Origin of the sequence: Paenibacillus sp. FSL H8-0315 (genome assembly GCF_038005365.1) — a bacterium.
GTDB classification, from domain to species: Bacteria; Bacillota; Bacilli; order Paenibacillales; family Paenibacillaceae; genus Paenibacillus_AQ; species Paenibacillus_AQ odorifer.
Genome location: NZ_JBBOTA010000001.1, coordinates 1,034,165 through 1,059,487, shown reverse-complemented (window position 1 = coordinate 1,059,487; position 25,323 = coordinate 1,034,165). Strand labels below are relative to the sequence as shown.

The 25,323-nt window shown below is 45.4% G+C and carries 22 protein-coding genes; 18 read left to right on the top strand and 4 right to left on the bottom strand.

What is annotated here, in order from left to right:
• Positions 1-435 precede the first annotated feature (435 nt).
• Both MHB56_RS04570 and MHB56_RS04565 read right to left on the bottom strand, forming a co-directional pair.
• A complete protein-coding gene (locus MHB56_RS04570) occupies positions 436-1,182 on the bottom strand; it encodes an RluA family pseudouridine synthase (protein WP_341143319.1) in 747 nt (248 codons plus the stop codon).
• Positions 1,183-1,185: 3 nt separating this feature from the next.
• Complete coding sequence (locus MHB56_RS04565; protein ID WP_036685718.1) at positions 1,186-2,049, bottom strand: class I SAM-dependent methyltransferase; 864 nt, start codon at positions 2,047-2,049, stop codon at positions 1,186-1,188.
• A gap of 231 nt (positions 2,050-2,280) precedes the next feature.
• On the opposite strand from MHB56_RS04565, the gene MHB56_RS04560 reads away from it, so the two are divergent.
• The 4 genes from MHB56_RS04560 (at position 2,281) to MHB56_RS04545 (ending at position 4,955) form a co-directional block, all read left to right on the top strand.
• On the top strand, positions 2,281-3,111 hold the full coding sequence (locus MHB56_RS04560) for an AraC family transcriptional regulator (RefSeq protein ID WP_076278319.1): 831 nt from the start codon (positions 2,281-2,283) through the stop codon (positions 3,109-3,111).
• Positions 3,112-3,196: 85 nt separating this feature from the next.
• Positions 3,197-3,562 carry a VOC family protein gene (locus MHB56_RS04555; RefSeq protein ID WP_340394152.1) on the top strand — a complete coding sequence of 122 codons (366 nt, stop codon included), beginning with the start codon at positions 3,197-3,199 and terminating at the stop codon, positions 3,560-3,562.
• Between the two features lie 171 nt (positions 3,563-3,733).
• Complete coding sequence (locus MHB56_RS04550) at positions 3,734-4,186, top strand: flavodoxin (protein ID WP_341143318.1); 453 nt, start codon at positions 3,734-3,736, stop codon at positions 4,184-4,186.
• Between the two features lies 1 nt (position 4,187).
• Entirely contained in the window at positions 4,188-4,955 is a 768-nt protein-coding gene (locus MHB56_RS04545) for a hypothetical protein (RefSeq protein WP_248548513.1), read from the top strand.
• A 94-nt stretch (positions 4,956-5,049) separates the two neighbouring features.
• On the opposite strand, the gene MHB56_RS04540 is transcribed toward MHB56_RS04545, so the two are convergent.
• Positions 5,050-5,895: a GNAT family N-acetyltransferase gene (locus MHB56_RS04540; RefSeq protein ID WP_076127613.1), complete on the bottom strand. Its 846-nt coding sequence runs from the start codon at positions 5,893-5,895 to the stop codon at positions 5,050-5,052.
• An 82-nt stretch (positions 5,896-5,977) separates the two neighbouring features.
• Entirely contained in the window at positions 5,978-6,271 is a 294-nt protein-coding gene (locus MHB56_RS04535) for a GNAT family N-acetyltransferase (RefSeq protein WP_076134638.1), read from the bottom strand.
• A gap of 1,731 nt (positions 6,272-8,002) precedes the next feature.
• On the opposite strand from MHB56_RS04535, the gene MHB56_RS04530 reads away from it, so the two are divergent.
• The 14 genes from MHB56_RS04530 to MHB56_RS04465 all read left to right on the top strand — a co-directional run bounded on the left by MHB56_RS04530 (position 8,003) and on the right by MHB56_RS04465 (position 25,268).
• Positions 8,003-8,905 carry an ArsR/SmtB family transcription factor gene (locus MHB56_RS04530; protein WP_076130795.1) on the top strand — a complete coding sequence of 301 codons (903 nt, stop codon included), beginning with the start codon at positions 8,003-8,005 and terminating at the stop codon, positions 8,903-8,905.
• A 234-nt stretch (positions 8,906-9,139) separates the two neighbouring features.
• Positions 9,140-10,888: an ABC transporter substrate-binding protein gene (locus MHB56_RS04525; RefSeq protein WP_036685737.1), complete on the top strand. Its 1,749-nt coding sequence runs from the start codon at positions 9,140-9,142 to the stop codon at positions 10,886-10,888.
• 64 nt (positions 10,889-10,952) lie between these two features.
• The gene (locus tag MHB56_RS04520; protein ID WP_036685739.1) at positions 10,953-11,906 is read left to right on the top strand and encodes an ABC transporter permease; all 954 of its coding nucleotides are present in this window, start codon (positions 10,953-10,955) and stop codon (positions 11,904-11,906) included.
• A gap of 16 nt (positions 11,907-11,922) precedes the next feature.
• The gene (opp4C, locus tag MHB56_RS04515) at positions 11,923-12,846 is read left to right on the top strand and encodes an oligopeptide ABC transporter permease (RefSeq protein WP_036685740.1); all 924 of its coding nucleotides are present in this window, start codon (positions 11,923-11,925) and stop codon (positions 12,844-12,846) included.
• 11 nt (positions 12,847-12,857) lie between these two features.
• A complete protein-coding gene (locus MHB56_RS04510) occupies positions 12,858-13,841 on the top strand; it encodes an ABC transporter ATP-binding protein (RefSeq protein ID WP_076130798.1) in 984 nt (327 codons plus the stop codon).
• A complete protein-coding gene (locus MHB56_RS04505; protein WP_341143317.1) occupies positions 13,834-14,799 on the top strand; it encodes an ABC transporter ATP-binding protein in 966 nt (321 codons plus the stop codon). Before MHB56_RS04510 ends, MHB56_RS04505 begins: the two co-directional genes overlap by 8 nt.
• Before the next feature lie 210 nt (positions 14,800-15,009).
• Positions 15,010-15,618: a 50S ribosomal protein L25 gene (locus MHB56_RS04500; RefSeq protein WP_076130800.1), complete on the top strand. Its 609-nt coding sequence runs from the start codon at positions 15,010-15,012 to the stop codon at positions 15,616-15,618.
• A gap of 324 nt (positions 15,619-15,942) precedes the next feature.
• Positions 15,943-17,790: a fibronectin type III domain-containing protein gene (locus MHB56_RS04495; protein WP_081386409.1), complete on the top strand. Its 1,848-nt coding sequence runs from the start codon at positions 15,943-15,945 to the stop codon at positions 17,788-17,790.
• Positions 17,791-18,060: 270 nt separating this feature from the next.
• The gene (locus MHB56_RS04490; RefSeq protein ID WP_076278769.1) at positions 18,061-18,705 is read left to right on the top strand and encodes a YhbD family protein; all 645 of its coding nucleotides are present in this window, start codon (positions 18,061-18,063) and stop codon (positions 18,703-18,705) included.
• A gap of 12 nt (positions 18,706-18,717) precedes the next feature.
• Positions 18,718-19,404: a hypothetical protein gene (locus tag MHB56_RS04485; RefSeq protein ID WP_076130804.1), complete on the top strand. Its 687-nt coding sequence runs from the start codon at positions 18,718-18,720 to the stop codon at positions 19,402-19,404.
• Entirely contained in the window at positions 19,397-20,068 is a 672-nt protein-coding gene (locus MHB56_RS04480) for a hypothetical protein (RefSeq protein ID WP_076187581.1), read from the top strand. Before MHB56_RS04485 ends, MHB56_RS04480 begins: the two co-directional genes overlap by 8 nt.
• A gap of 40 nt (positions 20,069-20,108) precedes the next feature.
• Positions 20,109-21,656, top strand: coding sequence for an MDR family MFS transporter (locus tag MHB56_RS04475; protein ID WP_076301775.1), 1,548 nt, complete (start codon positions 20,109-20,111; stop codon positions 21,654-21,656).
• A 1,738-nt stretch (positions 21,657-23,394) separates the two neighbouring features.
• Positions 23,395-24,354, top strand: coding sequence for an ABC transporter permease (locus tag MHB56_RS04470; protein ID WP_076130774.1), 960 nt, complete (start codon positions 23,395-23,397; stop codon positions 24,352-24,354).
• 17 nt (positions 24,355-24,371) lie between these two features.
• Positions 24,372-25,268: a carbohydrate ABC transporter permease gene (locus MHB56_RS04465; protein ID WP_036685756.1), complete on the top strand. Its 897-nt coding sequence runs from the start codon at positions 24,372-24,374 to the stop codon at positions 25,266-25,268.
• Positions 25,269-25,323: the final 55 nt, after the last annotated feature.

Sequence of the window (25,323 nt, the reverse complement as noted above, 5' to 3'; positions counted from 1 at the left end):
TCTAGGATCCACTGCTGAACCACTACTGATCCACTGCTGAACCACTACTGATCCACTGCTAAACCACTACTGATCCACTACTGATCCACTGCTGAACCACTGCTGAGCCATTGCTGTTCCACTGCTGATCCATTGCTGATCCACTGCTGATCCACCGCTAAACAGAGCGGTGGATCGTTAACTAAGTTCAAGCTGGAAGGTGGAAGGAATGTTTAATCTCGAAAGGATGTTTAATCTCAAAGGGATATTCAATGCCCGGCTGGAATAATCGGACTAAGCATATCCTGCGGAGCTAGGAAGAACACTCCAGCGTGGACCCTCTTCCCATAGTCTGTTCAAGTAGCAGACGCAGAAACAAAAACGAGGCAGTGATTCTCCACTAACCGGAGAATCACTGCCTCGTTTTTATCGTTTCAATGCCTAGAAAGGGCTGCTTTAGGACAGCCCTTTTTGTAGTGTTTCACGCGGCCACAGATCCCAAGGATGGGTTTGTGGGGGCAGAGAGATGAGTTCCACTTCTTCTTTAGTAACAGGGTGAGGGAATCCTACAAGTGCTGACCATAACGCAATTTGTTGCCCCGGTCTGTTCACTGAAGCCCCGTACTTCTGATCACCGTATAATGGACAGCCGATCGAACTCAGCTGCACCCGAATTTGGTGGGAACGCCCTGTAAGTAAATCAATCTTAAGCAGGCTGTATCCTTCTGCACTGTCAAGCACTGTGTAATCCAGAATTGCTTCCTTGCCGCCGGGAGTTCCTTTTCGAACCACGGTGACGGTGTTACTCTTTGCGTCTTTAAGCAGCGTATCTGTAAGACGGCCACGAGTGGCTGGCGGTTTACCATGCACGACTGTTAAATACACCTTATGAAAGCCGTGAGTACGGACACTCTCGGATAGTCTTGAAGCCGCTTTGGAAGTCTTGGCAAAAATCATTGCGCCCCCAACCGGTCGATCCAAACGGTGGACCAGACCTATATAGACGTTGCCGGGTTTGTTGAAACGTTCCTTCACATCTTCTTTCAGCAGGTTCAGCAGGTCAGGATCGCCTGTTGCATCCTCCTGAACAGGAATATTCACGGGTTTTACAATCCCTAGAAGATGGTTGTCTTCGTACAAGACTTCAAATCGTTGCGATCCGCTGCTTACAGCCTCATTGTTGCCGGAACTATGCTGTGTCATGGCTTACGCCTCCCAGCGACCCAGGATACCACATGGCAGATTCATGCCGGAGGAGGTGATCGGAAGACCGATTTCGCCGGAGGTAAGTTTTCCGCCATAACGTTTGCCCATGGTCATAGACAACATGTTGCGCAGTACAGTTGGAGAAATTCCTGTGGTGTAGGAATTAATGAGCATGAACAAAGGGTTGTCGCTCATAATCTCCATACAGCTCTCAAGGAAAGGATACAAGCTTGATTCAAGCTTCCACATTTCTCCACCAGGTCCTCTTCCGTAAGAAGGAGGGTCCATAATAATCGCATCATATTTGCTGCCGCGGCGTTGTTCACGTTGTACGAACTTGAATACATCATCCGTGATAAAGCGGACTGGACGTTCTCCAAGACCAGACAGCTGAACGTTTTCTTTCGCCCACTGCACCATACCTTTGGCTGCATCCACGTGAACGACAGACGCTCCGGCACTCGCCGCTGCCACAGTAGCTCCACCTGTGTAAGCAAAAAGATTCAGCACTGAAATTGGACGGTTAGCCGCTGCAATCTTGTCCATCATCCAGCTCCAGTTGGCTGCTTGTTCCGGGAATAGTCCTGTATGCTTGAAGTTTGTAGGACGTAAGTGGAATTTTAATTTACCATAGCTAATCTTCCAATCGTCCGGAATGGTTTTTTTCATTTCCCATTGTCCGCCACCAGCGGAGGAACGGTGATAATGTCCGTGCACATCACGCCATTTAGCGGTCTCATTATTTAGAGGCCAAATAATCTGTGGATCAGGACGACGCAAGATAATATCGCCCCAGCGTTCGAGCTTCTCTCCACCGCCTGTATCAATTACTTCATAGTCTTTCCAATCGCTCGCTATATACATGATTTAATCCATCCTTCAAAAAAATTCATTTAGCCTTTATTGTACAACATTTCACCTGATTGCTACAAACAAATTACACCTCAACCAGCTTCACCAATAATTTTGTCCAATGCTAATGAAGTGTATAATATTCCCATGCTTATGCGGCTATTCAACTGGTGCTGCAAGACTTGATTGTGTATGATCAGATAGTAGAGTTCTTACCCTATTTACGATCGGAGAACTAAAGCTATGTTCAATCTCTCACCGCTGTATTTCCCTATAACTGCAAAACCCAACCACACTAGTGAGTTTCTGCCCAGCCATGCCTTGCAGCCGTTTATTCGCTGTTTTTGGGGTTCTGTAGATGTGGAGTCTATACAACAACCTGAGACGGAGACAATAATTCCGGACACCTGTATGGATATTATTTGGGATTTGGATAGAGAATCAGGCAATACAAACACTTTTTTCTCCGGCATCAATGACACTCCATTTGAAGTCTCTTCAGACAGAAAGCCAGGGGGGAGTTCAACCTTTGGTATCCGATTTCATTTCTGGGCGGTTCATTTTTTTGCAGATGATCATCTGCGGAATGTCTTGAATGCACATGTCGATGTAGAACAATATTTTGGCACTTTTAAAAAAGAGCTTGGTCATCTATTGGAGAAAGTAAACTCGATGGACGAAAGGATTGCAGCCGCTGAAGCCTATCTGCTACGTCGTCTTGAGCGTAGAGGGCGGACTAACGATCGGATGATGAACGCAGTCTATACTATGGTTAAACAAAAAGGGATTGTGACCGCAGAGGATTTGGAGACCAGTTCTAATTTAAGCAGACGACAACTTGAACGGCTTTTTCAAGAATATATAGGTGTATCGCCCAAAAAAACAGCAGATCTCGTGCGGTTTCAGAATGTATGGCGGGAGATGTGTCATTTACCTGGGCAGACGAAGAATATGCAGGATCTTATTTTCGCGTATGGTTACAGTCACCAGTCCCATTTTATCAATAATTTCAAAAAATATGCAGGAAGAACCCCACTTGAAGCCTTGGTCTATGCAGGCCGAAGAATGTCGTGATTTTGCAATACAAAGCGTGTCAACCTTGTTAGACTAAACCTAAGTAAGAAATGAGACATATTATGAGAATGAGAGGGGACAAGTTATGATTTCGTCTTTTGAAGGGACTAACATTTATACTAAAGATACTGCGGCGTCAGCTAAATTTTATACGGAGGTACTAGGAATTCCTATGCCTTTCGAAGGTTACGGTAATTTCGACGGGGCAAAGCTTGGCTTTGGCAAGAAACAGCCGGGAATTATTATTTGGGATGCTGCAAAGTGGGAAAATCTTACGACAGGTTTTGTTAATTTAGTATTCGGCTGTGATAATCTGGATGAGACATACGAGCAGTTGAAAGCTAAGGGACTGGATTGTCAGCCACCTGTTACGATGGAATATGGCGGTAAAGAAATGAATTTTCGTGATCCTGATGGGAATCACATAACCTTGCTGGAAGGTGCTTATTAAGCTTCTTTTTAAGAAAAATGAGACGGAGCGCAAACCTCAACCGTGTGTAATAACGGGGAGTTTGCGTTTTTTTAACTTTATTTATTGACAATGATAATCATTATCAAATAGAATGAGGTGAAGCGTATATGATTTAAATTTAAGGTGTTAGTAGGGGAGGAACAGGAGTTTATGGCTAAAGTGCTTGTGGCATATGCTAGTTTAACTGGCAACACTGAGGAAATGGCTGAATTGATTGTAGAAGGAATACGCCATGCAGGCGGTGAGGCTGTTTTGAAGTCGGTCACTGAATGTAATGCGATTGAGATAAAATCATATGAAGGCGTTCTGCTAGGGGCATACACTTGGGGAGACGGAGAGTTGCCGGATGAATCTCTTGATTTCTATGAGGAGATGGCTGAACTTGATTTGACTGCTATGAAGTCAGCAGTTTTTGGTAGTGGAGATACAGGCTACGCCATTTATTGTGGGGCAGTGGATGTTATCGAGGAGAAGCTAAAGGAGCGTGGAGCAGTCATTTTGCAAGATAGCCTAAAGATTGAGTATGGCCCTAATGCTGCCGAAAAAGAAGCCTGCCGTCAATTCGGACGTCAATTCATCGAAGCCTGTATGGCGGTAACCTAAGATGGGTGGGCCAGTGGGAAGTTGGTTTAACAAGCCAAGGGATGTACATAGCCCTCCGTATAAACGGCTGCACGATTATCGCATGGAGCATATTATGCTGGGCGGGACTGAGAATTTAGCTAGCGGAGCTCCAGCGACGGGGCTCCCACGCTGGCGCCAGCAGGTTCAATATGCTGTGGGGCATACACTTAATGACTTCTATAGTCTGTTGCCGGAAGTGCGAAGAGAGACACCTATACAATTTCTGTTAGAGCGCCGGTGGCCTCCTAGGGGAGATGCTTTTCCCTCCCTTTTGCAATATTGGGATATCAAAACGAGTGTAGCTGATGAGCTTATGCGTATCGTTTCAAGCAATCATCTACAGGAGATTCCAGTGATGTTATATGAACAGTGGCATGTTCCAGTTCCAGCGCTGAATTTGGAGTTATCGATGATTACGCAGCTGGCTTGGAACTCTTCAAAAAGTGGCCGAAGCGTGAACATTCAGAAATTTATGGTTAATGGCAATGAGGATATCATCACTGGATTTATGCATATGGCCAATGTTTTTTGCCATCATGCTTATGGTGAGCCAGCGGAGACCGTGGAAGTTTTCTCGCTGCTGGATGGACGTAAATACTGCTTTGATGGAGAGGCAATCTCGATTATGGAGTCACTGGATTATGTGCGTCTGTTATCCGTATTTCTTGAGCGTGAAGTGTTAGCTGACGGTTCCTTAAGCTGCAGCGATCGTAGAAATGAGAGAGGCGAAGCGGATTATTTACTATAATAAATAGACCTCCTTATCTGCAGGTTAGAACACCAGCAAGTAAGGAGGTCTTATTGTGACTGCTTTATTAAAATCTCAAGAGTAGGTCTGGGGATTAGCCGATATATCGGTAATAATCCTGTTTATTCTGAATGACAAAGCCGCAGCTCTCATACAGCTTAAGTGCATTGGGATTATCCAGTGCGACCTCCAGATTTACACCATTATAATTTTTGCGCTCTCGTTCGATGGTCTGAAGAAGGGCGCTGCGGCCAATGCCAAGCCCACGTAGCTTTTTGTCGACTGTAAATCCATAGATCCAGGATTCATTATCTTCAGTCCACACTCGCATCTTCCCAACAGGCCTGCCGTCCATCTCGATCATAATATTCTCTTGCATACCTTCCTGTTTGTGCAACTCATACTGCTCTGCAGCATCTTCTGTCTTCATATCAAAACCTCCACAATCCAGTTCGACCAGAATGTGTGCCTCTTCTTCACGAGCTGGCCGTAAGACGACAGTCCCTGTTGCTGAGCTGACATCAGATGACACCATGGAATTGCCATCCCATTTCATTTGATATTCAGCGTGATTGAACTGCAGAGGCAAGGTTTGCAGGAAAGCAGTTCCAGATGAAGAAGCGGCGGGTGCATTTAGAAGAAGAGTAGAGACTTTATTGCGCTTGATTATGGTTTGTGCTCGGTTCCACAGAGAGGTGAAGATTCCGCGTCGACGGTAGCCTGGCCGAACCATGCCACAGACCTCCATATCGCTTCCAAAACCATAGAGTCCCAAGAAACCGACCAGTAATTCGTCCTCATAAGTCACGAGCCATTCCGTATCACCTGCGCTTGATGGCTGGCGGAGCATATCCCAATTCAGTTTTAATGAGATTCCTTCATATTGCTCACAGCGTTGTTGTAATTCCTCAATATTCTTAAAAGTGTCGGCAGTCGTCAAACCCGTTTCCCCCTAAAGTGTATTTGAACTATTATAAGTTCGCATAGTTACTAAAAAAGCTTCGCGGAAACGGGAGCAGGTTTTAAGCTCTCCCGCCAGTATTCCCGCTCAGCACGTCTTTGTACTCCGGGTGCTTCTCGAATTGATGCGCAGCATAGGAGCACACGGGTACAATTTTTAAATTCTCATTCCGAGCCTTGTCCACAACAGCACGTACAAGCTCTTGTCCAGTACCTTGACCGCGCAGTTCTTCGGAGACACGGGTGTGGTCAATGACTAATTCCCCGGCTTCTTTATCCAAACTGTATGTGATTTCGGCAAGGTCCTTACCGTCATTAGCAACAAAAAAACGTCCGTTTTCATTTTGAATTTGCATCTTATGGCTTCACTCCTAATTAGTTATTGCCTATATTTTACTACCATGAATTGCAAAAAGCGAGGAGCGAACCAGATTGATTGTTCTTCGGGTTGAATGTTGTTTTCCTTGTTACCCGAGGATCGCTGCACTGCATTTTTGTTCATGTGGGCAACATGGCTATAGCAGAATATGAGCAAGGAGAGTTAACTAACCTCGAGTATTTGTTTTGGTAAGCTGAAAACTGGGAACGCTGGGAATGCTGGGAATGCTGGGAACGCTGGGAACACTGGGAATGCTGGGAACGCTGGGAACGCTGGGAACGCTGGGAACGCTGGGAACGCTGGGATGCTGGGAATGCTGGGAACGCTAGGAACGCTGGAATCCCGGAACCCCGGAACCTCAGAACGCTGGAACCATGGAACCCCCGAACCCTTGGAACCTCGGAACCTCAGAACCTCAGAACGCTGGATCCATGGAACCCCGAACCCTTAACTCTCGCTTGTCCTAATCTCTGCGGAATCTAACGGACCCAATTGACGCTATTTGCACATTTTTAGTCATTTGTGCAAAGTTTCGGACCCCAGTGCAGCTATTCCTTTGGAATAGGCGCGAAATAGGCATTTTTAATGCCCATAGCGCCTATGGAGTCCGATAACATGCTGAAAATGGGATAATACTGCGAATACGGTCAACTGTGTCCGATAGCGTAGGATCCTAATCCGCCGCAGAAGCTTACGGACCAGAGTCCTAATCCCCCGCTGATGCTTACGGTCCAGAATCCTAATTCCCCACTGATGCTTAGGGACCCAGCAGACGCTATTTGCACATATTTAGCCTTTTGAGTAAAGTTTCGGACCCCAGTGCAGCTATTCCTTTGGAATAGGCACGAAATAGGCCTATTTTATGCCCATAGCGCCTATGGAGTCCGATAGCATGCTGAAAAGAGGATAATACTGCAAATAAGGTCAACTGTGTCCGATGGAAGAGTATCCTAATCTCCCGCAGGAGCTTACGGACCCAATAGACGTTATTTGCACAAGGTCAACTGACCGATGGAACAAAATCCTAAACCTCCGTAGAACCTCTCGGACCCAGCAGACGCTATTCGCACATATTTAGCCTTTTGAGTAAAGTTTCGGACCCCAGTGCAGCTATTCCTTTGGAATAGGCACGAAATAGGCATTTATAGTGTCAATAGCGCCTATGGAGTCCGATAGCACACAAAAAAGGGGATAATACTGCGAATAAGGTCAACTGAGTCCGATAGTGCAGAGTTTTGATCTCCCGCTGGAGATTACGGACCCAGCAGACGCTATTAGCACAAGGTCAACTGAGTCCGATAGTGCAGAGTTTTGATCTCCCGCTGGAGATTACGGACCCAGCAGACGCTATTAGCACAAGGTCAACTGAGTCCGATAGTGCAGAGTCTTGATCTCCCGCAGGAGATTACGGACCTAGCAGACGCTATTAGCACAAGGTCAACTGAGTCCGATAGCGCAGAGTCTTGATCTCGCGCTGAAGTCTACGGCAGACGCCATTAGCACAAGCTCAGTTGTGTCCGATAGCGTCCACGCTCGCGGAAATGACAGCTAAACCACCGTGCAATACAGAAAATTCGGTGCTGAAATAACAGCTAATGAATTTTTATGCACTCCCGTTTATAGAGTAGCTTGCGTATTCTCAGGATAATACAATAAGATTAAGAGAATATCTCACTACTGAAAAGAACCGCTAGCAGGAGGAATCATTGTGGAATACAAGGTTGAGGTTGAATTTGGATCGATTTATGAATTGTTGAACAGCTTACATACTTATCTCTGCAAAAAATCCTATAAGAAGATTGATTTAGGGGTAGCATGGGCTAATGAAATTGAAAGCACGCTCAGTGAAGAGCTGTTATCCCGTCTGAAAGAAACCGAACTAAACAATGAGTGGAAAATGTTGAATCTGCTCATTTACTGTTGTCCATTTAAAGATGAAGTAGACAGTGTGTTGAACTGGATTGAAGGGTTATCGGTTGGTGAGTTATATGAGACCTTATCAAAGTATGTAAAGGTATTTCCAAGCCATATGGAGGATTACCGTAACCGCGTAGTATTTTTACTCTCCGAGTGGAACCGCCAGTACTTTAGCCAATGCAATCCTGCGATTTTGAGCAAACTGCAGCAGCATGCGGATTCCAAGAACATGGAGCTTAATGGACTGGACACTGCGGATTTCGTGAACAAGACGACCAACGGATTTTACTTCATGCCTACGGATGGGCTTAAGAAGCTCGTACTGATTCCACAGTATCATTTTCAGCCTGCTAATATTATCTATTGCTACGGTGAATTAACGATCTGCCATTATGCGGCGTGGATATCGATGGAGAATGAGGAAATCTCCCCTTTTATGTACAGAGCGATCCGTAGTCTGAGTGAAAAAAGCCGGCTAAAAATCCTCCAAGCCCTTAGTGGTGGCCGTAAGACGTTTACCGAAATTGTTAAGCATGCGGGGATCTCGAAGGGGATTGTGCATGATCATATTTTTAATCTTCGTTGTGCAGGTTTACTTCATGCCTATATTGAAGGGGAGAATGTCACCGGATACAGTCTGCGTCTTGAAGGCATTCATCGGATGAATGAGCAGCTATTCGAGTATTTGAAATAATGATTTTTTAAAAATATAACCGCCTGAAAGCCAGGACTTCTCTTATGCAGAGAGGGTTTTGGCTTTTTTTATTTGTTTTAATTATCGCCTAATTCTGTTTATGGAGAATTTTTTTGAAGTTCTCTCTTTACAGAACTAAAAAACCTTTCTATAATGAACATCAGATGTTATTCATACTTAACGGGTAGGAATTATAGTTATTATTCTATTCAGAGAGAAAAGGGAGATAGGTACATGAGAAAAAATGCGATTGTAATCACTTCATTACTGCTTACGGGGTCACTGTTACTTTCTGCTTGCGCTAACAACAGTAATAACGAATCCTCATCCGCAAACAATGCGGCTGCAGGCTCCAATTCAACCAATGTGGAAGCAACCACTGCACCAGAGATTGTTCCTGCGGGTGCTCTAAGCGAACCTTTTACTGCCACGGATTTATCCAAACTTCCAGCGGTGGCCCAAAAACGTACAGATACCATTATCGTCGGACTTACGGACCCAAGCGGAGCGTTCACTCCTTATTTTCAACAAAGTGGTTATGATGGCAATGTCTCTTCACTGCTATACGCTTCTCTCGTAACTGTTGATGACAAAGGCGTTCCAACGCCGGAACTTGCGGAGAGCTGGGATGTTTCGGATGATCAGCTTACATACACTTTCCACTTGAGAAAAGATTTGAAATTCAGCGACGGTTCACCGTTAACAGCGGATGATGTGGCATTTACATGGACGATCCAATACGACAAATCGTATGACGGTAGCTCCCAGCTTCCATCGCTAAATGTTAAAGGCGGCAAAGCCTATAAGGAAGGTACATCCCCTACAGTTGAGGGCATTAAAGTAATTGATCCACAGACGATCTCAGCAACCCTTGAGCAACCAAACGCAACGGCGCTGGTACAGCTCGGCTCGAATGTACTGTCGAAAGCTTACTATGGCAAGGACTATAAAATTGGAAATCTTGAATACATTAAAAAGCTGCATGAGAAGCCACTTGGCGATGGACCTTACAAGCTGGAGAAATTTATTCCAGGTCAAGAAGTGCGTTTTGTAGCGAATGAGAATTATTTCAAAGGTAAACCAAAGACGGAGCATTTCATTTACAAAACTACGGAAGGCGACGTATGGCAGTTCGTAGAAACTGGTGAAGTGGACTACGCTTCCTTTAGTGCGACAGACGAGAATATCGAGAAGCTGAAAGCACTCGGTTTTGTGAATATTATTCCTTACACTCCAAGCACCTATGGTTACTTGCAAGTTAACCTGAAGCATGAGCAGCTCAAGGATAAGCTTGTACGTCAAGCTATTGTGTACGGTTTGGATCGTCAGAGTATTTATGTGGATGCAGCACAAGGTGCAGGGTCTATTGCCAACATCCCGGCATCGCCGATTTCCTGGTCTTACACTGAGGAAGGTATTAATCCTTACAAATATGATCCGGAAAAAGCAAAACAATTACTCGATGAAGCTGGCTGGACGGTAGGCGCGGGGGGTATCCGTGAAAAAGATGGCAAACCGCTGTCCATCCATTACCTCGGTTCGAAGAGTAAAAACACAGATATTTTCATCGCTGTAGCTAAAGAGAATTTTGAAGCGCTGGGTATCGAATTCCAGCCTGAGGTTTTCGCAGACTTTAACTCACTGGTATCGAAAGTAGAAGGTGGGGACTACGATCTCGTATCCTTCTCCACAAGCATGTTGACTGATCCGTCTGACGGGTTCATGCAATTCTTCGATGGAGAAATCACGGATTATGACAATCCGAAATTCCTGGAGCTGTACAACAAAGCCTTGGCCACTACTGATATTGAGGCGCGCAAAGCGGTATATAAAGAGCTGTATCAGCTTTTCAATGATGAACTGCCTATTATTTTTACAAGTTATAAAAAGACGGTATACGCCTATAACGGACGTATTGAGAATCTATCGGTCAGCCCGTTCATCGGTCTTGCTGGCAGTCTGCCAACTTGGAGCCTGAAATAAATAAACCAGTGTCCCCTGCCCTGAATGGATTCAAGGGCAGGGGACGAATCATAAGGAGTCTGTCATGAGCGCTTATTTATCGAAAAGACTGTTGTACATGGTCATCATCTTATTTGCGGCATCATTATTGATCTTCTGTCTGTATGCTTCAACTCCCGGTGACTTCATAACCGGAAATATTAAATTGACCGCTGAACGCAAAGCTGAGCTGCGTGAAATCTACGGCTTAAACAAGCCTGTGCTTGAACGGTATGGGATCTGGATGAAGAATGCGCTGCATGGTGATTTCGGGTATTCCTTAGCCCAACAAAAGCCTGTGCTGCAGCTTTTTAATGATTATATTTGGAATTCCTTTCTGCTGGCTGCCGTATCTACGTTTCTGACGTGGGTGATTGCGGTCATTATTGGCGTCATCTCTGCCTATAAGCAATATTCCTGGTTCGATACACTCGTAATGATCGCTATATTCGCAGCCATGTCACTGCCGTCATTTTTTATAGGCTTATTCCTGATCAAAATCCTGGCCGTCGATCTCAAGTGGCTGCCTCCAGGTGGAATAATCACCACGGGTAGTAATGCTACGGGTTTGGCTTACTTTAAAGAGATCGTAATGCATATGACCCTTCCGGTTGTGGTTATGACCCTTCTGGGATTAGGTTCGCTCACCCGTTATTTCCGCAGTAATATGATCGATGTCTTAAAACAGGATTATATCCGTACGGCACGCGCCAAAGGCCTGAAAGAACGCAAGGTGCTCTTTACACACGCCTTACGTAATGCCTTGCTGCCCGCAATTACACTGGTTGGTTTTGAGCTTCCGGCACTATTTGGCGGATCACTTATTATTGAGAAAATATTCAATTGGCCTGGGATTGGCCAACTGTATATGCAGTCCTTCGGACTAAGGGATTATCCTTTACTGATGGGCTTTACGATGTTTATTGCCATACTTACCGTCATAGGAACGTTGCTTTCGGATGTTTTGTACCGGATTGCCGATCCTAGAGTTCGGCTATAGAGAGGAGGAAGCTGACGTGGCAGTTCAAAGTAATGTAGCGGGGATCGCGAAGCCGCAGACCACCAAAGGAAAATCCTCTTTATTCCGGCAATCTATGCGGAGGTTGCTGAAGAACAAGCTGGCGGTATCCGGATTTGTGGTGGTGATCTTTATGTTTGCGCTTTGTTTTATTGGTCCGCTGTTCTCACCCTATACGGATAACAAAATTAATATGGCTATGATGAACAAGGCACCCAATATGAAGCATTGGCTGGGCACTGATGCATTGGGCAGAGATATTCTGACCCGGGTAATGCAGGCGGGGCGCATTTCACTGACCGTGGGACTAGCGTCAATGGTTCTTTCGGTGTTTATCGGTGCTCTTCTGGGGGCTATTGCTGGGTATTACCGCGGTATTGCCGATCAAATCATTATGCGGATTGCGGATCTTTTATTGACGGTCCCGAGTCTGCCACTGCTCTTTATTTTTGGTGCGTTATTATCGGAGTGGAAGATTCCAACGGATTATCGGATGTATATCGTTATGCTGATGCTTAGTATTGTGAGCTGGCCGGGTATGGCACGTATGGTACGGGGTCAAATGCTTAGTCTGCGAGAACGTGAGTTTATGCAGGCGGCGGTAGTATTAGGCCTCCGTGATCGACGTAAATTATTTAATCATTTGCTGCCGAATATCGTTCCGTTGCTGATCGTTATGGCTACCCTTAACATCGGTGGTGCTATATTGAGTGAATCGGTTCTTAGCTTTTTTGGACTAGGTGTTATGCCGCCAACTCCAACCTGGGGCAATATGATTGATGCTGCGAATAATATGATCGACTTTCAGGATCGGCCGTGGCTGTGGATTCCACCAGGGTTATCGATCTTTGCGACAGTGATCGCGATCAATATCTTTGGTGACGGACTCCGGGACGTGCTTGATCCTAAACAGAAGAGGTAGGTGACCCTCAGATGAGTGATTTAATGAATATAGACGGTCTAAGTACATACTTCTTCACGGAAGAAGGAAAAGTGAAAGCCGTTGATGATGTAAGCTTCCGTGTTCGCGAGGGAGAGACGGTATGTATTGTTGGAGAATCAGGCTGCGGCAAAAGCGTGACCGCGATGTCCATCATGGGGCTTGTTGAGGAACCCGGGGGCAAGGTAGCCCAAGGGAAAATTGATTTTCAGGGTGAAGATTTGTTGAAAATGGACAAAAACACACTGCGGACCATCCGCGGGAATGAGATCGCGATGATCTTTCAGGAGCCCATGTCCTCCCTTAATCCTGTAATCAAGATCGGTGAGCAAATCATGGAGCCGCTGATTGTACATTTGAAGATGAACAAGAAACAGGCGCGCATCCGGGCGATTGAACTGATTAAGCAGGTAGGCATATCACGACCAGAGCAAATTGCTGATAGTTACCCGCATGAATTAAGTGGAGGTATGCTGCAGCGGATTATGATTGCTATTGCCATTGCCTGCAGTCCAAAGCTATTGATTGCTGATGAACCGACTACGGCGCTGGATGTAACGATTCAAGCGCAAATTCTGGATATGCTGCGTGAAATTAAAGATAGCTCGGGCATGTCCATTCTACTAATCACCCATGATCTTGGCGTAGTGGCAGAGATGGCCGATTATGTGATTGTTATGTATTCCGGAAAGATTGTGGAGGAGGGTGAAGTTGTTGAATTGTTCAACAACCCCAAACATCCCTATACAAAAGGGCTGCTCAAATCGAAGCCGGTAATCAATCAGCGACAGGATGAGCTGTATTCCATACCAGGTCAAGTGCCAAATCCGCTTGAGCTGGTGCCCTCTTGTTATTTTCATGACCGCTGTGAGCATTGCATGCCTGTATGTGTCAGCCAGCAGCCCCAGCTTAAAGAGGTGGCCAGCAGACAAAAGGTAGCTTGCTGGTTGTATGAGGAGGCGGTTGTTCATGCCTGAAGCACTGCTTGAGGTCAATCATTTAAAGAAATATTTTCCTGTTACTAAGGGGCTGCTTAACCGAACCGTTGGGCATGTAAAGGCTGTTGACGATATTAGCATCACACTTCAACCTGGGGAAACGTTTGGGCTTGTAGGGGAATCTGGGAGCGGCAAAAGTACAGTCGGACGGACGATTTTACGGCTAACGGATAAAACGGCAGGTGAGATCAAGTTCAAAGGGATAGACATTCACTCCCTGTCGCCCGCTGTATTGCGCAATATTAGACCCCAAATGCAGTTGATCTTCCAAGATCCTTATAGCTCACTTAACCCACGGGTTCGTATAGGTGATGCCATTGGTGAAGCTTTACTGGATCATGGTCTATGCTCAAGGTCCGAGGTGCGAGATCTGGTGCTTGAAGCGCTAGCGGCTTGCGGGTTATCTTCTTATCATATTGATCGCTTTCCGCATGAATTCTCCGGGGGGCAGCGGCAGCGGATCGGGATCGCCCGTGCGCTTGTTTTGAATCCTGAGCTGATCATTGCAGACGAACCAGTTTCAGCACTGGATGTTTCCATCCAAGCACAGATTATTAATTTATTCAGTAAGCTCCAGCAGAGTCGAGGGTTAACGTATTTGTTTATCTCCCATGACTTGAGTGTTGTGGAGCATTTGTGTTCAAGAATCGGTGTCATGTACCTGGGCTCTATGATGGAGACGGCTTCAAGAGATGAACTGTTTAAGAATCCGCTCCACCCGTATACCAAAGCGCTGCTGTCGGCTGTTCCGATTCCTATTCCAAAGCTGAAAAGGGAAAGAATTGTACTTAAGGGAGATATTCCGAGTCCGGTAAATCCGCCTTCTGGCTGTAAATTCCATACCCGTTGTCCCTTTGCGCAAGAGGTTTGCAGATCTGAAATCCCGGTATTTCGTGATGTTGGCAGTAACCATTTTGTAGCTTGTCATTTAGTTTAATAGTTGTCACAAATATAGCAATGATTTACTCCTAAGACATGAATAATTAATGTTGAATTGTATAATAATACAATTTGACCTTATTTTTGCCTGGGCTCAAAAGTCGTGAGAGGTTTCAAAGCCAGGTCAATGGGGTAATTAGAGAGTGGTTAGGTTAGGCGTACATATCTAATCGGTCTAGTATAAAATCCCTACTTAGGAGGAATCATCGTGAATACAACAGTACGTTTGACAGAAAGATCCGGCTCGACTTCTTCACAGCGCAGAAAAGGCTTTGTACCGGTAGTCGTGTACGGTGCAGGTTCAGATAGCCAGTCCTTTACAGCGGATGCTAAGACAATTTCAGGTATTTTAGCCAGCAACCCACGGGCTGTTCTTACTTTGGAATTGCCAGACTCGGGCAAAAAGAACGTGGTTATTCAAGAAATCCAACGTCAGCCAATTTCCAAACAACTGCTGCACATTGATTTTCAGCAGATTGATATGAAGGCCAAATTGGATACAAAAGTAGCGTTCCACTTTACAGGTGAACCAGTAGGTGTGAAGAGCGGCGGCGTGCAACAAATTGAATTGCATGAGCTGGATATTCGCACACTTCCAGATAAAATAGCTGCATCCTTTGAAGTGGATATCAGTGGACTAGATATTGGTGATCAATTGCTGGTATCTGATTTGCCGAAGCATGAAGGCTGGGAAGTATTGACGCCTGAGGACACATTGATTGTCCGTATTTCACCTCCAGCAGCGCAAGAGCCAACAGAAGAAGATACTGCTGAACCCGCTGTAGCTGAAACTGCTGGCGAAGATAAAGCAGAATAGTATAGAGATAAATAGTAAAGAGCAGATAGAATCCTTATAAAGGAGCTGTCTGCTCTTTTTGTTTTGTCTTCATAAATATGAATTCATAAAAATGATGCTGGTCTTTCGTATGATTTCTCAAATGGCAATTTTGGTTGTTTCGCCTCATTTAGTTAAAAATTTACATAAAATCGTTGACGAACGGGTTTCTAAGCCTGAAAATGAGGACAATTACCATGGTAAAATATTCAAAAGTCCCTGTTGTTGCTGTTTGAAAACGCTTTAGTTTTTATGCTTCAAAGAACTCTTATTGCCTAGTTCATCATGATTAAGAGGAGGAAAGTTATGAAGATGAGGAAGCTGTTTTCGATCTTAATGACAAGTTTGCTGGTGCTTGGGGTAGCTCTACCCTTTGGTGGAAAAGCGAATGCAGATGCTGCAAGTGACGCTTCAAATCGTGCTTTAATCTGGCTGAAGGCCCAGCAGGATGCAACAGCGGGGTATGCTTTTGAGGGACTGGTAGATAGCTTTGAAGATTTCTGGGGACCAAACAACCCCAAACAGATTGTATACACATATGATCAAGCGGTTGCAGCTATCGCCTTTATTGTAAAGGGTGAACGGACGCGGGCAGAGCAGGTTTTGAACAAAATGCGGGACATTCAAGATCCATCAGGCTTCTGGCTGAATTCTTATTGGTATAACAACGGCTTCGGAGAAGAAATCCGTAAACATGTGGGACCCGTTGTATGGATGGCAATGGCTGCTATGGCTTATGAGAAGCAATATAATGATTCACGGTATCGTCCAATGGCGCTCAAAGCACTAGATTGGAGTTTACAGTATAAAAAGGCTAATGGCAGTATCGCAGGGGGATGGAGTGGTTGGAGTAATTCCGATGAGCCTTGGAGCTCAACCGAGCACAATATCGATATTTACCGGGTATTGCAGTATTATGCTTCGGTGGATTCCTCAAAGGCAGCCACTTATAACAGTGCGGCTTCTGGAGTCAAAACCTTCCTGGATAATTATGTGTGGGATGACACAGTCAAACGTTTCAAGGGGGGCTGGAAAAACGATACAAATCTGATCGACCCCAAAATACCTTTAGACGTGAATCCTTGGGGAGTATTAGCTTTAGGCGTATCCGGAACACATAACTACGGCGCAAGCTTAACCTATGTGGAAAATGCCTCCGGCACCCCGGGAACACTTGCGAATCCGCGTTACAAGCAGACGCTTACTTACAATGATGCTGGGAATACGCTCACCGGATATGATTTTGACTGGACAGATGAAGTATTGCCAGCGTATGACGATAACGGAAATCAAATTGGCAATACGGGTGCTGACGTATGGTTTGAAGGAAGCGCATTCATGTCGCTCGCTTATTATCTGCAAGGCAATGCCTCAAAGGCAGACGCTATTAATACAGAGATTATTAAAAAACAAGGCACAAGCGGTGCTTCGCTTGGGGGTATTCCCTACTCGCTGAAAGGGTCCAGCAACAGTTATTGGGTGATGGCGCAGCAAAACTGTGTTTCCAGCACAGGTTGGTTAATAATGTCCCTGCACCGGTTTAATCCATTCACAGGTCAATATTTGACGGGTGGTGGTAATACTGGGGATACAACCGCGCCAACCGCTCCCGTTAATCTAACGGTAACCAGTAAGACGGATACAGGAGTTAGCTTAAGCTGGTCCGCTTCTACCGATAATGTTGGCGTTACAGGTTATATTGTTTATCGCGGAACACAGCAGGTGTCCACTGTGGGGGGAACTACAGCTACTGTTAGTGGACTTACTCCAAGCACAGCCTATACGTTTACAGTAAAAGCCACGGATGCAGCAGGTAATTTATCCTCCGCTAGTAATACCGCAACAGTTACTACTAATCCCACTGGAGGCAGCGGAGGCGGTGATCATGTGACGGCTGACTTTACAGCAGGGGTAACGAGACTTTCTGCTACAGAGGCGAGTATCTATATTACACCTGTAACCAGTGCCCTTTATGTAGATGTGCATTACAAGATTAACGGGGGTTCCCAGCTTAATTACAGGATGACTAATAACTCAGGAACATGGAAGCAGACGGTGAGTGGATTAAGCGCTGGCAGCAGTATTGAGTACTGGTTCACTTACGAAAAATCCGGCCCGCAATATGATTCAGCACATTATACTTTTGTTCAGTAAGATTAGCAGATCGTAAAAATCATTCTAAGAGAAGGCTGTTCCATGCTGCTATTTATAGCGGCGGGGGCAGTCATTTTTTGTGGGAAAAATAGTGAATGACCGTTAAATCCTTCTCAAGACGGAGGTCTGCTCTTAAGGTATGCTTTAAAATCTTTGGGGGAGACGTTAGGACACGATGGTTACTAGCGTAGGTAGGTATGAGGGGAGTTTAATTTATTGGTTTTACAACGTAACAGTGTTATGTTACGATGGCTTCAAGGAGTGATAAGCATGGAAGAGGATTTGATCTCAAAGAAGCAGTTATTGGATTTAACCGGTATATCCTATGGGCAATTGTACCGCTGGAAGCGGAAGCAGTTGATTCCAGAGGAATGGTTTATCCGTAAATCTACGTTTACTGGACAGGAGACTTTTTTTCCAAAAGACATGATTTTGTCCCGTATCGATAATATTGTGAATATGAAAGATGGACTTTCTTTGGATGAAATGGCTGATAAGCTATCAGATAAGGCTTCTTTTGACAAAGTAAGTATATCTGCTGCGGAAATTATAGAACGTAACATTGTTTCGTCGATGACGCTGGGGAAATTTGGAGAGAGGCTCGGTGTCAAGAATGGATATAGCTTCGATCAACTCACTTATTTATTGGCTGTAGATCGCCTGCTTAGTGCAGGGGAGATGAGTATGGAGGAAGCAGAGCTGCTGTTTCGAACCTTAATGGATAAAGCCTCCAATCTTGAGAGTGGCAGCTGGGAGTTATTTTTTATCCGCAAAATGGGGGTGTCATCCTTTATTCTGGCTCAGGCACCAGCGGAGTTATGGTTCGATGAAGGGGTAAAGCTGGTCAGTAAAATACTCAGTGCAGATGTAATAGAACAATTGAAAGGTAAGCTTGCTTTTAAGCTTGTTGAATAGGGGGTTAGTGTAATGGACAAACGAGAGCTGCCGGATCTGATTATAAACGGAGTCAGCGGGGGGGCCGGAGGTACTTATAACAGCGTGCGAATCGATGGTGTAGGCAAAGTAACGGGACCCATCGTGACGCGAATTTTTAAAGGAAACGGGCATATGAATTTGAAGAATGATCTCTCGGCGGAAGAAGCGGAATGCAATGGAACGATGAAAGTGCTGGGCCATTTGCGTTTTAACTCCCTAAAAGTGGACGGAATGATTACTGTCGGGGAGAGCATTCGGGGAGAAAGCTGCACACTTCATGGAATGCTGAATATCAAGGGTGATTGTGAGCTTGAGGATTTTGCGGGGGAAGGAAGCTTTAGTGTCGGAGGTTTACTTAGTGCAGGACATGTAGACTTCAAACTGCAAGGGCAGGGAAAGGCGCATGAAATTGGTGTGGAGAGTCTAGTGATCCGGCAAACGAATAGTGGAGTCTGGAGCAAAATGTTAAGTGGAATCATCCCTAAATTAAGATCGGAGCTGCGGGCTCGGACTATTGAAGGAGATTTTATTGATTTGGAATATACAACGGCTGATGTTATCAGGGGCAATATTGTGATTGTAGGTCCAGGCTGTACTGTCGAACGGATAGAGTATCGTGATCAGATTACAGTACATCCTGAAGCAAAGGTTGGAAAGGTGGAGAAGATCGGTGACTGAAGAAACAATTCGGAGTAATTTGAAAATAATGGGCACAACGACCTCAGCGGGAGGCTTTTTTCGGGATATTAAGGTTACTGGGGAAGGTCATTTTGCAGGGGATGTAGATTGTGAGAAGTTGAGCCTGACTGGAAATGCAAGGGTAGATGGAAACCTGCTAATGACCAAAATGAAAATAACCGGTGAGATGACACTTATGGGTAATCTTGAAGGGGATGCCTTGCGGGGGCAGGGGGAAATTAAAGCAGCCTCCGTAAAAATCGACGATATTCATCTTAACGGTAATTTGGAGGTTAATGGTGATTGTGAAGGTGAACATCTGCGTATTTCGGGGGCTCTCAATGTGGCAGGACTGCTAAGTGCGGAGCAACTGGAGATCAATTTATATGGTCTAAGTAGAGCGAAAGAGGTTGGAGGCAGTGCTTTAACGATCAAAAAAAGCAAGACCGGAAAATTCCTGCATTTGATGAAGCAGAATCCTAAAGTGCTTTTTGAGGCTGGGCTCATTGAAGGCGATACGATAGAGCTGAATAATACAAAAGCAAATATTGTCAGAGGAGATCGGGTAATCATCGGTGTGGACTGTGAGATTGATACTGTGGAATACCGTAGTGCTTTGGAGATTCACAAGAATGCAATAGTGAGGCATCAAGTAAAGCTGTAACACATAGTTATAGATCTTTTGACAATGGGGAGTGGAATAAATGAGTGCTGCCAAAGCGCCCAATCTGGGCATTGTAATCGCAGGTCTGCTGTTGGGAATACTGATGGCCTCCATGGACAGCACCATCGTTGCTACAGCAATGGGCAATATTGTTGGGGAACTAGGCGGTATGGACAAATTTGTCTGGGTAACATCAGCTTATCTCGTAGCTGAGATGGCGGGGATGCCTATCTTTGGCAAGCTGTCTGATATGTATGGGCGTAAAAAGTTTTTTGTTTTTGGGATTATTGTATTTATGGCGGGTTCAGCGCTTTGCGGGACGGCAGATACGATTACTCAGCTGGCTGCTTATCGGGCGATTCAGGGAATTGGAGGCGGCGCGCTAGTGCCGATTGCTTTTGCCATAATGTTCGACGCCGTACCGCTGGAGACACGGGGCAAGCTGGGCGGTGCATTTGGTGCGGTATTTGGATTATCAAGTATTTTTGGTCCATTGCTAGGCGCGTATATCACCGATCATATTGCTTGGCAGTGGATATTTTATATTAACTTACCGCTTGGACTGTTGGCTTTTGTGATGGTCGTTTTCTTTTATAAAGAGTCACATGAGCATTCCAAACAACCTATTGATTGGCTGGGTGCGGGCACACTGCTGGGCTCTGTCATCTGCTTAATGTTTGCGTTGGAGCTGGGTGGAAAAGAATACGCTTGGGGCTCATCGATGATCCTCGGCTTATTTGCAGCTTTTGCTATATTGGCGGCAGTGTTCCTTTTTGTAGAGACGAGAGCGAAAGAGCCGATCATTTCCTTTGCGTTATTCAAAAAAAGACTGTACGCCGTCAGCATTCTGTGCGCGCTATTTAGTGGTGCTGCATTTATCGTGGCTTCCGTATATATCCCGATCTTTATCCAAGGTGTATTAGGGGGTTCGGCTACCAATTCAGGACTTGTCCTGCTGCCGATGATGGTCGGCTCAGTAATTACCGCCACAACGGGAGGATTCCTGATGGCAAAAACCAGTTACCGCAATCTGCTGATTCCTACGTTTGTACTTTTGGTGATCGGCACAGGGCTGGTAGCAACGCTTACTCCGGAAGCTTCACGTCTCTTGGTTACCTTGTACATGATTTTAATCGGATTGGGCATCGGCGCTTCCTTCTCTGTGTTAAGCACAGCAGCTATTCATGGTCTGACTGCGCAGCAACGCGGCTCCGCCAGCGCAACACTGAATTTCATTCGTTCGCTTGGCATGACCATCGGAATAACCACATTTGGCATTATTCAAAGCCATTATTTCTCGGGCAGTCTAACTAAGTTGCTCACAGCAAATGGAGGAGGAGCTGCTTCTGCGGGGGCTGCTGGGGTTATGGATTTTAAAGATCCGCATTCCCTGCTGTCGCCTGAGACTAGAGCACTCATTCCACCGGAAATTTTGAGTAAAATTACAGAGGGACTTTCCTCTTCCATTGCGAACACCTTCGCTTGGGCGGTTATTCCTGCTGCGTTAGCTTTGCTGGCCTCCTTTTTTATGGGGCGCCAGAAAATGGATGCCTCCGCGGAGGGGAAAGATCAGGCGCCCGGGCATTAGGCAATGGCGGAAGGCGCGGGCATTCGAATGACGAGCGGAATGTAGTGCGCATTATGCGGAATGCATTGAATTGGTTGTAAACAAACTAGGGTTGTAAAGTGATGGAGCAGCTTCTCATTTGAGAGGCTGCTTTTTATGTGTGGTTGGGAGTACAAATGAGCATGAACCCTCGAAGTAAGGGAGCTGAGTTCGAAGGTTGAGTAAATGCAATGAATTCTGGAAATAAGAGCATCTGAGTCCGATAGCATGAGGGAATGCGATGGATTCAAGAATGAGTCCGATAGCAGGTGGGAATGCGATGAATTCAAGAATGAGTCAGACTGCATGAGGGAGTGCGCTGAATTCTCGATAATGATGCGTGGAGTGTTGCGGACCGTATAGTCGCTATTGCTGATTTTTTAGCTACTTTGCCGTAGTTTCGGACTGTATAGCTCTTATCGGCATGCATATGCTCGTATTTGGGCTATATTTGTGTGGATAGCTGCACCTGAGTCCGATAGCACGAGGAAAAGCGATGAATTCCGGAAATAAGTGCATCTGGGTCCGATAGGATGAGCAAATGTGATGGATCCAAGAATGAGTCCGACAGCATGAGGGAATACGATGAATTCTCCATAGAAGTATGCCTGATTTAGCTGCATGAAGTGTGTTGCGGACCGTATAGTCGCTATTGCTGATTGTTGAGCTACTTTGCCATAGTTACGGACTGTATAGCTCTTATCGGCATGCATATGCTCGTATTTGGGCTATATTTGTGTGGATAGCTGCACCTGAGTCCGATAGCATGAGGGAATGTGTTGAAACCCGGAAATAAGTGCATCTGGGTCCGATAGCGTGAGCAAATGTGATGGATCCAAGAATGGGTCCGACAGCCTGAGCAAATGCGATGAATCCAAGAATGAGTCAGACAGTATGAGGGAATGCGATGAATTCTCGAGAGAAGAGTGCCTGATTTCGCTGCATGAAGTGTGTTGCGGACCGTAGAGTCGCTATTGGTGATTTTTGAGTTACTTTGCCGTAGTTTCGGACTGTATAGCTCTTATCGGCATGCATATGCTCGTATTTGGGCTATATTTGTGTGGATAGCTGCACCTGAGTCCGATAGCATGAGGGAATGTGTTGAAACCCGGAAATAAGTGCACCTGGGTCCTATGCCAAAACTATGAAGTGTGAAAAACCATAACGGACGAAGAGGACATAGCGCACCATAGTTGATGTAACGGACGAAGAGGACATAGCGCACTATAGTTGATGTAACGGACGAAGAGGACATAGCGCACCATAGTTGATGTAACGGACGAAGAGGACATAGCGCACCATAGTTGATGTAACGGACGAAGAGGACATAGCGCACCATAGTTGATGTAGCAGACGAAGAGGACAAACACCATAGTTGATATAACGGACGAAGAGGACAAAGCGCACCATAGTTGATGTAGTGAACGAGGAGAGTCTAGTTGCCCATAGCTCCCAAGCGCTCCTTAGTAAACCATCTCTTTCAGCGGCAGGATGACGGGAATTTCCGTCATCCTGCCGCTTTTTATAAGCCAAAAGGCATGTAGGCTCTCCATCACTAGACCTACAGCGATTAGGTAGAAAATGGTCGAAATAGATGCGAATTTGGTTCACAAGCATCAGACGGTTCTCCAGTGAGGCCGTTCTGTGATCTATCTCGTCATACGTAAAGGTTCTGATACTATGAAAACGTAATCAAAATCTGGGTATAGGAGATTCCGACATGGGGGTACCTTCTGGTGAATTACTTCCCAGCGTCGATCCGGTTCATCGATCCCGCTGGAAGATGAAGAACAAACATAAGTTGTTCTTCATGGCTTTTCCGTTTCTTGTGGTCACCTTTATTTTCTATTATCTGCCGATCAGCGGATGGATTTATGCATTTTATGATTTCATTCCCGGAATACCGTTGTCTGACACGCCATATGTCGGGTTGAAATGGTTCAAGACGATTGTATCCAATCCAACACAGACCGCAGAGGTTGTGCGCGTGCTGAAGAACACTCTTGCCATGAGTTCACTTGGACTAATTACCTCAATATTTCCAGTGATCTTTGCGATTTTTCTGACCGAGATTAAGTCAGGCTGGTATCGCAAGATGGTGCAGACGCTAACCACGATTCCGAACTTTATCAGCTGGATTCTGGTATATGCATTGGCCTTCTCGTTGTTTTCCGTTGATAACGGGGTCATCACACACATTTTAGTGCAGCTTGGAATCGTTGATGAGGGTTATAACTTTTTAGCCTCCAGCTCGAATATTTGGGTCACGATGATCATTTGGTATTGGTGGAAATCGTTAGGCTGGGGTGCCATTCTCTATCTTGCTGCAATCGCAGGCATTGATCAGGAGTTGTATGAAGCCGTAGAGGTGGATGGTGCAAGCCGGTTCCGTAAAATCTGGCATATTACCATTCCGGGTCTTATCCCAACCTTCTTTGTCCTACTGCTTCTCTCCATAGGTAACCTGGTCAATAACGGGATGGAGCAGTACTTTGCCTTTCAAAATGCGATGAATAAAGATTCCATAGAAGTGCTGGATCTATATGTATACAATATTGCGTTCGCTAACAACTTTCCGTTTGCCACAGCTGTCAGTATGCTGAAGTCGGTTGTTAGTGTAATTCTACTGTTCGCGGCAAACACATTATCCAAGATGGTGCGTGACGAATCTATCATTTAAGGCAGGGGTGATCCCATTTGAGAAAGAAAAAACTAACTTCTGGAGAATTAATCTTTCAAATTATTATCTACACACTCTTTGGATTGTTCACCCTGTCATGCATTTATCCATTCTACTATTTGTTCATTAATACGATCAGTTCGAATGATCTTAGCGCAGCAGGGTATATCAAATTTTATCCAAGGCAGATCCATTTTGATAACTATAGTAAGGTTCTAAGAATCAGTGGTTTAGGCCATGCGGCGACAGTCTCTATTTATAGAACAGTTGTTGGTACTTTGCTCACCGTTGGATCTTCGGCATTTCTTGGGTACTTGTTCACCAAAAAGGAAATGTGGGGCCGGAGTATTTGGTACCGCAGTGTTGTAGTTACGATGTATTTCAGCGCAGGGCTGATCCCATGGTATATCACCATGCATAACTTGCATCTGACTAATAATTACCTGGCTTATATTTTGCCAACCATTATTACTCCTTTTAATATCATTTTGGTCAAAACCTTCGTCGAGGCTATTCCTCCCTCACTTGAGGAGTCGGCGTCAATGGATGGAGCAGGTTACTTCCGGGTGTTCTGGAGTATCATTGTTCCTCTTACGACACCTATCTTGGCTACGATTACGATTTTCTCAGCGGTGAATCAGTGGAATGCCTTTATTGATACGGCGTTTCTGATGACAGATACGAAATACTTTACGCTCCAGTTCTTATTATGGCGTTATTTGAACGAATCCAGCTCGCTCGCAGCCTTAATTCGTAATTCGCCAGATATGGCCGCTAGTGCAGCGAATATGCAGACTCCAACCTCAGTGCGGATGACTGTAACTATGATCGTTGTATTGCCGATTTTGATCGTGTATCCGTTCTTCCAACGCTTTTTCGTCAAAGGAATTATGATCGGTGCGGTTAAAGGCTGATGGTTGGCCGCTCTGGACCAGAACTGGGTTTTCCTCTGCTATAAGCAGAGTTGAA

Excerpts from the sequence above, each read along its gene's own strand:
- MHB56_RS04545 (WP_248548513.1), top strand. The coding sequence starts at position 4,188 with ATGGGTGGGCCAGTGGGAAGTTGGTTTAACAAGCCAAGGGATGTACAT.
- MHB56_RS04495 (WP_081386409.1), top strand. The coding sequence starts at position 15,943 with ATGAAGATGAGGAAGCTGTTTTCGATCTTAATGACAAGTTTGCTGGTG.
- MHB56_RS04570 (WP_341143319.1), bottom strand. The coding sequence starts at position 1,182 with ATGACACAGCATAGTTCCGGCAACAATGAGGCTGTAAGCAGCGGATCG.
- MHB56_RS04555 (WP_340394152.1), top strand. The coding sequence starts at position 3,197 with ATGATTTCGTCTTTTGAAGGGACTAACATTTATACTAAAGATACTGCG.
- MHB56_RS04560 (WP_076278319.1), top strand. The coding sequence starts at position 2,281 with ATGTTCAATCTCTCACCGCTGTATTTCCCTATAACTGCAAAACCCAAC.
- MHB56_RS04510 (WP_076130798.1), top strand. The coding sequence starts at position 12,858 with ATGAGTGATTTAATGAATATAGACGGTCTAAGTACATACTTCTTCACG.
- MHB56_RS04535 (WP_076134638.1), bottom strand. The coding sequence starts at position 6,271 with ATGCAAATTCAAAATGAAAACGGACGTTTTTTTGTTGCTAATGACGGT.
- MHB56_RS04525 (WP_036685737.1), top strand. The coding sequence starts at position 9,140 with ATGAGAAAAAATGCGATTGTAATCACTTCATTACTGCTTACGGGGTCA.
- MHB56_RS04565 (WP_036685718.1), bottom strand. The coding sequence starts at position 2,049 with ATGTATATAGCGAGCGATTGGAAAGACTATGAAGTAATTGATACAGGC.
- MHB56_RS04485 (WP_076130804.1), top strand. The coding sequence starts at position 18,718 with ATGGACAAACGAGAGCTGCCGGATCTGATTATAAACGGAGTCAGCGGG.
- MHB56_RS04475 (WP_076301775.1), top strand. The coding sequence starts at position 20,109 with ATGAGTGCTGCCAAAGCGCCCAATCTGGGCATTGTAATCGCAGGTCTG.
- MHB56_RS04470 (WP_076130774.1), top strand. The coding sequence starts at position 23,395 with ATGGGGGTACCTTCTGGTGAATTACTTCCCAGCGTCGATCCGGTTCAT.
- MHB56_RS04520 (WP_036685739.1), top strand. The coding sequence starts at position 10,953 with ATGAGCGCTTATTTATCGAAAAGACTGTTGTACATGGTCATCATCTTA.
- MHB56_RS04505 (WP_341143317.1), top strand. The coding sequence starts at position 13,834 with ATGCCTGAAGCACTGCTTGAGGTCAATCATTTAAAGAAATATTTTCCT.
- MHB56_RS04490 (WP_076278769.1), top strand. The coding sequence starts at position 18,061 with ATGGAAGAGGATTTGATCTCAAAGAAGCAGTTATTGGATTTAACCGGT.
- MHB56_RS04550 (WP_341143318.1), top strand. The coding sequence starts at position 3,734 with ATGGCTAAAGTGCTTGTGGCATATGCTAGTTTAACTGGCAACACTGAG.